The sequence below is a fragment of the Pseudomonas sp. FFPRI_1 genome, assembly GCF_055384485.1.
The window spans coordinates 5208681-5221057 of the sequence record NZ_AP029168.1 but is presented as its reverse complement, the minus strand read 5'-3'; the positions used below and the strand labels follow the sequence as shown (position 1 = coordinate 5221057).

The 12377-nt window shown below is 62.4% G+C and carries 11 protein-coding genes; 1 reads left to right on the top strand and 10 read right to left on the bottom strand.

The window, feature by feature from the left end; translation table 11 throughout:
* Positions 1-16: 16 nt before the first annotated feature.
* Complete coding sequence (gene cysS, locus ACZ5BO_RS23080; protein ID WP_025126573.1) at positions 17-1399, top strand: cysteine--tRNA ligase; 1383 nt, start codon at positions 17-19, stop codon at positions 1397-1399.
* A gap of 70 nt (positions 1400-1469) precedes the next feature.
* On the opposite strand, the gene ACZ5BO_RS23075 is transcribed toward cysS, so the two are convergent.
* From ACZ5BO_RS23075 to nuoG, 10 genes are all read right to left on the bottom strand, one after another.
* Positions 1470-1787 carry a helix-turn-helix domain-containing protein gene (locus tag ACZ5BO_RS23075; RefSeq protein ID WP_025126577.1) on the bottom strand — a complete coding sequence of 106 codons (318 nt, stop codon included), beginning with the start codon at positions 1785-1787 and terminating at the stop codon, positions 1470-1472.
* On the bottom strand, positions 1774-2124 hold the full coding sequence (locus ACZ5BO_RS23070) for a toxin (protein ID WP_464696579.1): 351 nt from the start codon (positions 2122-2124) through the stop codon (positions 1774-1776). The genes ACZ5BO_RS23075 and ACZ5BO_RS23070 overlap by 14 nt, the downstream gene beginning before the upstream one ends.
* A 237-nt stretch (positions 2125-2361) precedes the next feature.
* A complete protein-coding gene (gene nuoN / locus ACZ5BO_RS23065) occupies positions 2362-3825 on the bottom strand; it encodes an NADH-quinone oxidoreductase subunit NuoN (RefSeq protein ID WP_025126579.1) in 1464 nt (487 codons plus the stop codon).
* 7 nt (positions 3826-3832) lie between these two features.
* Positions 3833-5365: an NADH-quinone oxidoreductase subunit M gene (gene nuoM, locus ACZ5BO_RS23060; protein WP_025126580.1), complete on the bottom strand. Its 1533-nt coding sequence runs from the start codon at positions 5363-5365 to the stop codon at positions 3833-3835.
* 39 nt (positions 5366-5404) lie between these two features.
* Positions 5405-7258 (bottom strand): NADH-quinone oxidoreductase subunit L, encoded by a 1854-nt coding sequence (gene nuoL / locus ACZ5BO_RS23055; RefSeq protein ID WP_464696578.1) that lies wholly within the window; start codon positions 7256-7258, stop codon positions 5405-5407.
* Positions 7255-7563: an NADH-quinone oxidoreductase subunit NuoK gene (gene nuoK / locus ACZ5BO_RS23050; RefSeq protein ID WP_025126582.1), complete on the bottom strand. Its 309-nt coding sequence runs from the start codon at positions 7561-7563 to the stop codon at positions 7255-7257. The genes nuoL and nuoK overlap by 4 nt, the downstream gene beginning before the upstream one ends.
* Positions 7564-7582: 19 nt before the next feature.
* Complete coding sequence (nuoJ, locus tag ACZ5BO_RS23045) at positions 7583-8083, bottom strand: NADH-quinone oxidoreductase subunit J (protein ID WP_464696577.1); 501 nt, start codon at positions 8081-8083, stop codon at positions 7583-7585.
* Between the two features lie 9 nt (positions 8084-8092).
* A complete protein-coding gene (gene nuoI / locus ACZ5BO_RS23040; RefSeq protein ID WP_003223795.1) occupies positions 8093-8641 on the bottom strand; it encodes an NADH-quinone oxidoreductase subunit NuoI in 549 nt (182 codons plus the stop codon).
* An 11-nt stretch (positions 8642-8652) separates the two neighbouring features.
* Positions 8653-9660 carry an NADH-quinone oxidoreductase subunit NuoH gene (gene nuoH / locus ACZ5BO_RS23035; RefSeq protein ID WP_025126584.1) on the bottom strand — a complete coding sequence of 336 codons (1008 nt, stop codon included), beginning with the start codon at positions 9658-9660 and terminating at the stop codon, positions 8653-8655.
* Positions 9657-12371 (bottom strand): NADH-quinone oxidoreductase subunit NuoG, encoded by a 2715-nt coding sequence (gene nuoG / locus ACZ5BO_RS23030; protein ID WP_025126585.1) that lies wholly within the window; start codon positions 12369-12371, stop codon positions 9657-9659. The genes nuoH and nuoG overlap by 4 nt, the downstream gene beginning before the upstream one ends.
* Positions 12372-12377: the final 6 nt, after the last annotated feature.

Genomic DNA, 12377 nt, shown 5'->3' with positions numbered 1-12377 from the left:
CAGTCAAGGAACTAACGTGCTTACGATCTACAACACGCTCACCAAGAGCAAAGAAGTCTTCAAACCGCTCGATGGCAACAATGTGCGCATGTACGTCTGCGGAATGACCGTGTACGACTACTGCCACATTGGCCATGGCCGCAGCATGGTGGCGTTTGACCTGGTGACCCGCTGGTTGCGGTTCAGCGGCTATAACCTCACCTATGTGCGCAACATCACCGACATCGAAGACAAGATCATCAATCGGGCCAAGGAGAACGGCGAGCCGTTCGACGCGTTGACCGAGCGCATGATCACGGCGATGCATGAGGACGAGGCACGCCTCAATATCCTCAAGCCGGATATGGAGCCGCGCGCCACGGATCACATCCCGGGCATGTTGAGCATGATCCAGACCCTGATCGACAAGGGCTATGCCTATGCGCCAGGCAATGGCGACGTCTACTACCGCGTCGCCAAGTTCATGGGCTACGGCAAGCTGTCGCGCAAGAAGATCGAAGACCTGCGCATCGGAGCGCGGATCGAGGTCGACGAGTCCAAGCAGGACCCGCTGGACTTCGTGCTGTGGAAGGCCACCAAGCCGGGCGAGCCGAGCTGGGAGTCGCCGTGGGGCGCTGGGCGTCCGGGCTGGCACATCGAGTGCTCGGTGATGTCCACCTGCTGCCTGGGCGAGACCTTCGACATTCATGGCGGCGGCAGCGACCTCGAGTTCCCGCACCATGAGAACGAGATCGCCCAGAGCGAGGCGGCCACTGGCAAGACCTACGCCAATGCCTGGATGCACTGCGGCATGATTCGCATCAATGGCGAGAAGATGTCCAAGTCCTTGAACAACTTCTTCACCATTCGCGACGTGCTCGACAAGTACCATCCGGAAGTGGTGCGCTACCTGCTGGTGGCCAGCCACTACCGCAGCGCGATCAACTACTCGGAAGACAACCTCAAGGACGCCAAGGGCGCCCTGGAGCGTTTCTATCACGCCCTCAAGGGCTTGCCGAAAGTTGCCCCGGCCGGTGGCGAAGTCTTTGTCGAGCGCTTCACCCAGGTGATGAACGACGACTTCGGTACCCCGGAAGCCTGTGCCGTGCTGTTCGAGATGGTGCGCGAGATCAACCGCCTGCGTGAGAGCGATCTCGACGCAGCGGCCGGTCTGGCGGCGCGCCTGAGGGAGTTGGCCAACGTGCTGGGCGTGCTGCAGCTGGAAGCCGAAGATTTCCTCCAGGCGGGTGCTGAAGGTCGGGTGGATGCGGCACAAGTGGATGCGCTGATACAGGCGCGCCTGGCGGCCCGTGCCAACAAGGACTGGGCCGAGTCCGACCGGATCCGCGACCAGATCACTGCCATGGGCGTGATCCTGGAAGACGGCAAGGGCGGTACGACCTGGCGCCTGGCTGACTGAGCCTGGGTTCGTTGCAACAAGAAACCCGCCTGGTGCGGGTTTTTTGTTGCCCATGGAAAAGGGGGGGGGCTCAGGCCAGTGAGGCGAGGCGCTCTACGGTATCGGGGAAGCGCTCCACCAGGCGGATCAGGGTGGTAGCCTGGGCGTTGGGCGTGGCCCGGCCCTGTTCCCAGTTTTCCAGGGTGCGGGTGTTGGTTCGCAGGTACATGGCGAACACCGACCGCGAGAGGTTGAGTTGCTGGCGGATGTTCATCACCTCGGCGGCGGTGATGGGCGGCAGCTTGTCGAGCTTCACTTTATGGCTGCGCAGGGTGATCTTGCCCTGGCGTTCCTGGGTGAGGGCGTCGACGCCTTCTACCAGTTCGGAAAAGATGTCACGTTTGGTCATGTCTTCTGGCCTCGATTTCACGTTCCAGCAGTTGTTTGAGCTGTTGTCGCTGCGGTGCTAGCAGGTCGTCCAGCTGGTCCTTGTCGAACAAGGTAAAGAGCCAGAACTGCGCTCCTCCGGACCACCAGTAATAAATCACCCTCAGCCCGCCACGCTTGCCCTTGTTGCGTCGCTCATCGACGAAACGCATCTTGCGCAAGCCACCGGTGCCTTGAATGAGGACACCTGCATGGGGGTGTTGCAGCAACTCGATCTGCAGTTCGCAGAACAGCTCGTCATCAAGGAAGTCCTTTCGGTATCGCTGAAATGCCGGCAGTTCAATAAACAGAGCATGCATATCCTACGCTTCCTGCGTATACATTGGAGGGCGCCGCAGCTGTGGTCAAGTCCCGTTGAGCGCTGCGTTTGATCTGGCAACAGTTTATGCCGCCAGCCTCTGGCTGAATGTCGGACCAGGCCGCAGCGACAGGAAGGGCAATTCCGAGTTGTAGCGGGAAGAGGGGAGGGCGGGGCCCTGAAATGCAAAACGGCACCCGAAGGTGCCGTTGTGTTTGTTGCGTTGAAGCCTAAGCCATCAACCGGCCAGGCCCGAGTGCTGGACCAGGGTCAGCAGCGGCTGCGGGTAGACGCCGAGGAAGAACGCCAGGACCGCAATGGCCAGCAGCATCACGCCACCGGCTTTCTGTTCCCAGTGCAATTGGGCATCGACGCGACGCAGGTTCGGCTCGATCAGGTACAGGGTCACCATCACCCGCAGGTAGTAGAACACGCCGATGGCGCTACCCATGACCAGCGAGCCCACCAACCACCATTGGTGCGCTTCGACACCGGTGGCGATGATGTAGAACTTGCCGATGAAGCCCGCGGTCAGCGGGATACCGGCCAGGGACAGCATCATCACGGTGAGCACGGCGGTCAGGTACGGACGGCGCCAGAACAGGCCGCGGTACTCGTACAGGGCGTCGGCGTCACGGCCTTTGTAAGGCGAGGACATCAGGGTGATCACGCCAAAGGCGCCCAGGCTGGTGATCACGTAGGTGACCAGATACACGCCGATGGCTTCCATGGCCAGGCCCTTGCTCGCCACCAGGGCGATCAGCAGGTAACCGAAGTGGGCGATGGACGAGTAACCCAGCAGACGCTTGAGGTTGCTCTGGGTCAGCGCCAACAGGTTGCCCACCAGGATCGAGGCGATGGCAATGACCGTCAGCACGTTGCTCAGGACACCGCTGCTGGCCACTGGCGACAGCTGGAACAGACGCACCAGCACCGCGAACACGGCTACCTTGCTGGCGGTGGCCAGGAAGGCGGCTACAGGAGCAGGAGCGCCCTCGTAGACGTCCGGGGTCCAGAGGTGGAAGGGCACCAGCGACAGCTTGAACGCCAGGCCGATCAGCATCATGCCCAGGCCCAATTGCGCCAGGGGGCTTGGCAGGCCGGTGGCGGCCAGGGCGTGGCCGATGCCGCTGAAGCTCAGGCTGCCGGCCTCGGCGTAGAGCAGGGCCATGCCGAACAACAGGAAGCCCGAACCGGCGGCCGACAGCACCATGTACTTGATGCCGGCTTCCAGGGAGCGCTTGTTGAAGAAGGCATAGGCCACCAGGCCATAGACCGGTACCGAGAGCAGTTCCAGGCCGATGAACAGGCCGGCCAGGTTCTGCGCGCTGACCAGTACCAGGCCACCGGCGGCGGCCAGCAGGATCAGCAGGTACAGCTCTTCCCGGTTGCCCGGATAACCGCTGCTGCCGTCGCCCAGGTAGGCGTGGGCCAGGGTAACGCAGGCCAGGGTGGCCACCAGGATCAGGGCCATGTAGAGGCAGGCGAACTGGTCGATCTGCAGCAGGGGAGTCACCGCCAGGGGGGCGACTTTCAGGACTGGGAAGATCGACAGCAATGCCAGGTTCAGACCCGCCACCGAAAGCAGGAAGGTCTGGGCGTGGTTGCGACGCCAGGCGATCGCCAACATCACCACCACAAGGGTGGCGCTGGTGATCAACAGCGGCGCCAGGGCGATAAAGTGTTGAATGGTAAAGTCCATAGCGCTCTTACCGGGCCGAAGCGAGTTGAGTGAAGGCGGTGCCGAGCCATTGCTGCACGCCATGCATGGTGGCGGCAGAGGTATCGAGGAACGGTTGCGGGTACACGCCGATGTAGATCAGCAGTACCGCCAGTCCCAGCACCATGATCAGTTCGCGAGCATCCATGCCGTGCAGCACCGCGTCCGACTTGGACGGGCCGAAGTAGGCACGGTGGATCATGATCAGCGAGTAGACCGAACCGAACACCAGACCAGAGGTGGCGATCGCAGTGATCCATGGCGCGCTGGCGAAGGTGCCGATCAGGATCAGGAACTCGCCGACGAAGTTGCCGGTGCCCGGCAGGCCCAGAGACGCGGCCGCGAAGAACAGGCTGATGGCCGGCAGGTAGGCGATCTTCGACCACAGGCCGCCCATTTCCCGCATGTCACGGGTATGGGTGCGTTCGTACAGCTGGCCGCTGAGGATAAACAGCGCGGCTGCCGAAACACCGTGCGCCAGCATCTGGATCACGGCGCCCTGCAGGGCCAGTTGGCTGCCGGAGTAGATGCCGATCAGCACGAAGCCCATGTGGGACACGCTGGAGAAGGCGATCAGGCGCTTGATGTCGGTCTGGGCGAACGCCAGGAAGGCACCGTAGAAGATCCCGATCAGGCCCAGGGTCATGGCGATCGGTGCGAACTCTGCCGAGGCATTGGGGAACAGCGGCAGGGCGAAACGCAGCAGGCCGTAGGCCGCAGTCTTCAACAGGATGCCCGCCAGGTCCACGGAACCGGCAGTCGGTGCCTGGGCGTGAGCGTCAGGCAGCCAGGAGTGGAACGGCACCACGGGCAGCTTCACCGCGAAGGCGATGAAGAAGCCGAGCATCAGGATGTACTCGGTGGTGGTGGACATCTTGGTCTTCAGCAACTGGGCGTAATCGAAGGTGATGACCCCAGTGTTGTTGAAGTTCACCAGCACCAGGCCAAGGATCGCCACCAGCATGATCAGGCCGGAAGCCTGAGTGAAGATGAAGAACTTGGTTGCCGCGTAGATCCGGGTTTTCTTGCCGTCTGCCGAACTGTGACCCCAGAGCGCGATGAGGAAGTACATCGGCACCAGCATCATTTCCCAGAAGAAGAAGAACATGAACAGGTCGAGGGCGAGGAACACGCCGACCACGCCGCCCAGGATCCACATCAGGTTCAGGTGGAAGAAGCCCACGTGGCGCTGGATCTCTTTCCAGGAGCAGAGTACCGAGAGGATACCCAGCAAGCCGGTCAGCAGGATCATCAACAGCGACAGGCCGTCGAGGGCCAGGTGCACGTTGATGCCGAAGCGCTCGATCCAGACATGCTTGAACTCGATGGCCCAAGTTGGATCGGCGCCGGGCGCCGGAGCAAATGAATAGTTACCGTGGGCCCACAGCCAGAGGCCGAGAGCGAGTTCCAGGGTCATGGTCAACAGCGCAATCCAGCGTGGCAGGGTGGCGCCGAAGCGCTCACCCAGCCAGCACAGCAGGCCGCCGATGAAGGGGATCAGGATTAGCCAAGGCAGAATCATGACGGGCTCAATTCCTTTCGCAAGTTCGCAAGGTTCATATCAGACCGCTACCAGCACAATGGCGCCGATGACCAGCACGGCACCGGCTGCCATCGAGGCGGCGTACCAACGCAGTTGACCGGTCTCGGTACGGCTCAGGGAGTTGTGGCCCCCTTTGGCCATACGCGGGATCAAACCGATGGTCTGATCGAGCGGGTCCTTGCGCAGTACATGGCTGATGGCCAGGTATGGCTTGACGAACAGTTTGTCGTAGATCCAGTCGAAGCCCCAGGCGGCGAACCACCAGGCCGAGAGCAGACGCCCGATGCCGCTGTTGGCGATGGCGGTCACGAAGCGACGCTTGCCAAGGAACAACAGGGCTGCCAGCAGGATACCGGCCAGGGCGATGGCACCCGAGGCGATTTCCAGGCTGTGCTTGGCTTCGCCACCGGCATGCCCAATGCTTTGCGGCAGTACGCCGTGCAGCGGTGGGGTGATCATGGCGCCGATGGCGGTGGAGAGGATGATCAGCACCGACAGGGGCAGCCAGTGGGAAATCCCGTGACCGGCGTGGGCTTCAGTCTTGGCTTCACCGTGGAAGGTGATGAAGATCAGGCGGAAGGTGTACAGCGAGGTCATGAACGCACCCACCAGGCCGGCGTACAGCAGGCCATGGTTGCCGCTGGCGAAGGCTTCCCAGAGGATCTCGTCCTTGGAGTAGAAGCCCGCGGTCACCAGCGGCAGGGCCGCCAGGGCCGCACCACCGACGATGAAGCTGGCGTAGGCCAGTGGCAGCTTCTTCCACAGGCCGCCCATCTTGAAGATGTTCTGCTCGTGGTGGCAGGCAACGATCACCGCACCGGACGCAAGGAACAGCAGGGCCTTGAAGAAGGCGTGGGTCATCAGGTGGAAGATCGCGCCATCCCAGGCGCCAACGCCCAAGGCCAGGAACATGTAGCCGATCTGGCTCATGGTGGAGTAGGCGAGGATCCGCTTGATGTCGGTCTGCACCAGCGCGGCAAAGCCGGCCAGTACCAGGGTCACGCCGCCGACCAGGCCCACCAGGTGGAGGATTTCCGGCGCCAGGGTGAACAGGCCGTGGGTACGGGCGATCAGGTAGACACCGGCGGTGACCATGGTGGCGGCGTGGATCAATGCCGATACCGGGGTCGGACCGGCCATGGCGTCCGCCAGCCAGGTCTGCAGTGGCAGTTGCGCGGATTTACCGACAGCGCCGCCCAGCAGCATCAGGGTCGCCAGGGTGATCCAGAAGTCGCCGGCCTGGAATTTCTGCGGTGCCAGCACCAGCAGTTCCTGGATGTTCAGCGTGCCCAGTTGTTGGAACAGGATGAACAGGCCGATGGCCATGAACACGTCGCCGATACGGGTGACGATAAAGGCCTTGAGCGCGGCGTTACCGTTGTTGCGGTTGCTGTAGTAGAAACCGATCAACAGGTAGGAGCACAGGCCCACGCCTTCCCAGCCGAAGTACAGGAACAACAGGTTATCGCCCAGGACCAGGAACAGCATGCTGGCGATAAACAGGTTGGTGTAGGAGAAGAACCGCGAATAGCCGGCTTCACCGCGCATGTACCAGGACGCGAACAGGTGGATCAGGAAGCCGACACCGACCACGACGCCCAGCATAGTGATCGACAGGCCGTCGATGTACAGGGCGAAGTTGGGAGTGAAGCCTTCTACCGCCATCCACTGCCACAGCACCAGGGTGTAGTGGCCGCCTTCAGGCGGTGCGACGTTGAATTGCCAGATCACGTAGGCCGCCACGATGGCCGACAGGCCAATGGAGCCGACGCCGATCAGGGCCGAGAGGTTTTCCGAGAGGCGTCCACGGGAGAACGACAGCAGCAGGAAACCGATCAGGGGAAACACGAAGGTCAGAAAGATAAGGTTCATCCGCGCATCTCGCTGGCAGCGTCGATATCGAGAGTGTGGAAGCGGCGATACAGCTGCAGCAGGATTGCCAGGCCAATACTGGCCTCGGCGGCTGCCAGGCTGATCACCAGGATGAACATCACTTGTCCATCCGGCTGCGCCCAGCGGGCGCCTGCAACGATGAACGCCAGCGCTGCGGCGTTCATCATCACTTCCAGGCTCATCAATACGAAGAGAATGTTGCGGCGGACCATCAGGCCGACCAGACCGAGGCAGAACAGGATGCCGGCAACTGCCAGGCCATGTTCCATTGGGATAGTACCCAGAGAGATATCAGGCATGGGGTTACTCCTTCGCCTCGTTGCGGCCCAGGTGGAACGCCGTGACGGCTGCAGCGAGCAGCAGCATCGAGGCGAGTTCGACCACCAGCAGGTAAGGGCCGAACAGGCTGATGCCCACGGCCTTGGCGCTGACGGTGGTTTGACCGATGCCGGCACCGCTCTGATGGCTGAACAGTACGTACAGCAGTTCAACCAGCAGCAGGGCGCCGAGAATCACCGGGCCGATCCAGATGCCCGGCTTGAGCCAGATGCGCTCTTGCTGGACGGCGGCAGGACCCAGGTTCAGCATCATCACCACGAACACGAACAGCACCATGATGGCGCCGGCGTAGGCGATCACTTCCAGGGCACCGGCGAACGGTGCGCCGAGGCTGAAGAAGGTCATCGCCACGGCGATCAGCGAAATGATCAGGTAGAGCAGGGCGTGCACAGGGTTGGTATTGGTGACCACTCGAAGCGTGGAGACCACCGCAACACCTGACGCGAAATAGAAAGCGAATTCCATCGTTCTTCCTTAAGGCAGCAAGCTCTTCACGTTGATCGGCTCGGCTTCGTTCTGCGCGGAGCCCTTCGGCTTACCGGCAATGGCCATACCTGCAACACGATAGAAGTTGTAGTCAGGGTTCTTTCCGGGACCGGAGATCAACAGATCCTCTTTCTCGTAAACCAGGTCCTGACGTTTGAACTCGGCCATCTCGAAATCCGGTGTCAGCTGGATCGCGGTGGTCGGGCAGGCTTCCTCGCAGAGGCCGCAGAAAATGCAGCGCGAGAAGTTGATGCGGAAGAAGTCCGGGTACCAGCGACCGTCTTCGGTTTCAGCTTTCTGCAGCGAAATGCAGCCTACGGGGCAGGCTACGGCGCACAGGTTGCAGGCTACGCAACGCTCTTCGCCATCGGGGTCGCGGGTCAGCACGATGCGGCCACGGTAGCGCGGTGGCAGGTACACCGGCTCTTCGGGGTATTGCAGGGTGTCGCGCTTGCGAAAGCCATGGCCGAAGACCATCACCAGGCTGCGCAACTGGGTACCAGTACCCTTAACGATGTCGCCAATATATTTGAACATGGGTCAAATCCTCACTGAACCGCGCCCGCAGGCGTGTTCAACAACACAACCGCAGCGGTCACCAGCAAATTGATCAGGGTCAGCGGCAGGCAGAATTTCCAGCTGAAGTCCATCACCTGGTCATAGCGCGGGCGCGGGATGGAGGCACGCAGCAGGATGAACAGCATGATGAAGAACGCGGTCTTCAGGGCGAACCAGACAAAGGACAGTTGCGGCAGGATGCCGAACGGACCGTGCCAGCCACCGAAGAACAGGGTGACCAGCAGTGCCGAGATCAGGATGATGCCGATGTACTCGCCAACGAAGAACATGCCCCATTTCATGCCGGCGTATTCAATGTGGTAACCGTCGGCCAGTTCCTGTTCCGCTTCCGGCTGGTCGAAGGGGTGACGGTGAGTCACGGCCACGCCAGCGATGAAGAAGGTACAGAAGCCGAAGAACTGCGGAATGATGAACCACAGGTTCTGCGCCTGGTACTCGACGATGTCGCGCATGTTGAACGAACCGACCTGCACCACGATGCCCATCAGCGCCAGGCCCATGAACACTTCATAGGACACGGTCTGGGCCGAAGCCCGCAGGGCACCCAGCAGGGCGAACTTGTTGTTGCTCGACCAGCCGGCGAACAGCACCGCATACACCGACAGGCCAGCCATGGCGAAGAAGAACAGCAGGCCGATGTTCAGGTCCGCCACGCCCCAGGTCGGGGTGATCGGGATGATCGCGAAGGCGATCAGCAAGGCACTCATGGCCACCACCGGCGCCAGGGTGAAGATCACCTTGTCGGCGAACGGCGGGGTCCAGTCTTCCTTGAAGAACATCTTCAGCATGTCGGCGGCGATCTGGAACATGCCGAACGGGCCAACGCGGTTCGGACCGTAACGGTCCTGCCACCAGCCCAGCAGGCGACGTTCGACGAAGCTCAAGAGAGCGCCGGCGATCACCACGGCCAGGAGGATGACGATGGCCTTGACGACTGTCAGGATCACGTCGATCACTTCAGGGGTAAACCAACTCATTGCGCCGCCTCCTGCAGACCGTCAACGGAAAAGCCTGCGAACACCGGAGGAATACCGGCCAGGCCAGCAGGCAGGCCTACCAGGCCGGCACCCAGTTCTTCGTTGATGCGCAGCGGCAGACGCAGGGTCTGGCCGGCCAGGCTCACCGCGAGCAGGGCGCCCTCGTTGACACCCAGGCGATCGGCTTCGGACTTGGCCAGGGCCACATAGGCCGCCGGGATGCGCTCCTGTACCGGGCCAGCCTTGGAGGAGTTCTCCTCGCTGCCGAACAGGTGGTAGAACGGCACGGCCTGCCAGGTTCCTTGAGCAGGGGAGAAGGCGCGGGGAACGCTGGCGAACCAGCCGAGCCGGTCGCCCTGGCTTTCGATCAGGCGGGCGCCCGGATCGCCGGCACGCAGGTGACCACCGACTTCGTCCTGGAACTTGTTCCAGGCCTGCGGCGAGTTCCAGCCTGGCGACCAGGCAAACGGCACTTGCGAACGCGGTTCGGCAGAGCCCGAGTAGCCTTCCATGGAGAAGGAGAACGCGGTGTCCTTGTCTTGCGGGGTACGCGGTTCGTGCACGCTGATATTGGCGCGCATGGCGGTACGGCCACTGTAGCGCAGCGGTTCGCGAGCCAGTTTCAGGCCTTTGATGCGGAACGCGGCGGACGGGGCGGCATCGACGATGGCGGCCAACTGCGGGTTGCTGGCGGCGCAAGCGGCGGTCACGTGGTCCAGTTGGGTCCAGTCCACCGGCTTGTTCAGCAAGGTCGCGCGCAGGGCGTGCAGCCAGCGCCAGCCTTCGTGAACCAGGATGCTGGCGTCCAGGTACTGCGGGTCGAAGACCTGGAAGAAGCGCTGGGCGCGGCCTTCCTGGCTGACCAGGGTGCCGTCGCCTTCGGCGAAGCTGGCCGCTGGCAGAACCAGGTGGGCGCGTTCGCTGGTGGCGGTCTTCTGATGGTCGGCAACGATCACCACTTTCGCGGTGTTCAGGGCCGCATCGACCTTGGCGGCATCAGTGCGGGTGTACAGATCGTTTTCCAGCACCACGATGGCGTCGGCGCGGCCGTCGGTCACCGCTTGCAGGGCAGCGTCCAGGGACTCGCCGCCGAGCATGGCCAGGCCGAGGCTGTTGGCTTCCGGCACGATCAGGCTGATGGAGCCGTTCTTTTCGCGCAGCTTCAGGGCCTTGGCAATGTTCGCCGCGGCTTCGATCAGGGCCTTGGAACCCAGGGACGTGCCGGCGATCACCAGTGGGCGCTTGGCGGCAACCAGGGCATCGGCGATGCGCTTGGCCAGCTCCAGGGCTTCGCTGTCCAGGCCTTCGACGGCGGGTGCGCTGGCGTCGATGGCGTGGGCCACGGCGAAGCCGATGCGTGCCAGGTCGTCGGGAGCGGCGTGTACACACTCCTCGGCAACGTCGTCGAGCTTGGTTTCAGCCAGGCTGGCAATGAACAGCGGGTTCAGCGCGTGCTGGCCGATGTTCTTCACTGCAGCGTCGAGCCACGGCTGAACGCGCATGGCATCGGCCATTTCCTCGGCCTTGCCCTTGACCGACTGGCGCAGGGCCAGGGCCATGCGTGCAGCAGTTTGGGTCAGGTCTTCACCGAGGACGAAGACCGCATCGTGGTCTTCGATGTCACGCATGGTCGGTACGGGCAGCGGGCTGTCCTTGAGTACTTGCAGCACCAGGCGGATACGCTCGAGTTCGGAGGCTTCGATCCCCGAGTAGAAGTGCTCGGCGCCGACCAGTTCACGCAGCGCGTGGTTGCTTTCGAGGCTCGCGCGAGGCGAACCGATACCGACGATGTTGCGTCCGCGCAGCAGGTCGGCAGCATTGTCCAGCGCCTGGTCCAGGCTCAGCTTGGTGCCGTCGTTGAGCAGTGGCTGGCGTGGACGGTCTTCGCGGTTGACGTAGCCATAACCGAAGCGGCCACGGTCGCAGAGGAAGTACTGGTTGACCGAGCCGTTGTAGCGGTTCTCGATGCGGCGCAGCTCGCCGTAGCGCTCGCCCGGGGAGATGTTGCAACCGCTGGAGCAGCCATGGCAGATGCTCGGCGAGAACTGCATGTCCCACTTGCGGTTGTAGCGCTCGGAGTGAGTCTTGTCGGTGAACACACCGGTCGGGCAGACCTCGGTGAGGTTGCCGGAGAACTCGCTTTCCAGGGTGCCGTCTTCAACGCGACCGAAGTACACGTTGTCGTGGGCGCCGTAGACGCCCAGGTCGGTGCCGCCGGCGTAGTCCTTGTAGAAGCGCACGCAGCGATAGCAGGCGATGCAGCGGTTCATCTCGTGGGAGATGAACGGGCCGAGGTCCTGGTTCTGGTGGGTACGCTTGGTGAAGCGATAACGGCGCTCGTTGTGGCCGGTCATCACCGTCATGTCTTGCAGGTGGCAGTGACCGCCTTCCTCACAGACCGGGCAGTCGTGGGGGTGGTTGGTCATCAGCCATTCCACAACACTGGCACGGAAGGCCTTGGACTCTTCATCGTCGATGGAGATCCAGGTGTTGTCGGTGGCTGGGGTCATGCAGGACATGACGATGCGACCACGGGTGTCGTTCTCGTCGGTGTACTGCTTGACCGCGCACTGGCGACAGGCACCGACGCTACCGAGAGCGGGGTGCCAGCAGAAATACGGGATGTCGAGGCCTAGTGACAGACATGCCTGTAACAGGTTGTCCGCCCCATCGACTTCGAGCGCTTTGCCGTCTACGTGGATAGTGGCCATGGTTCA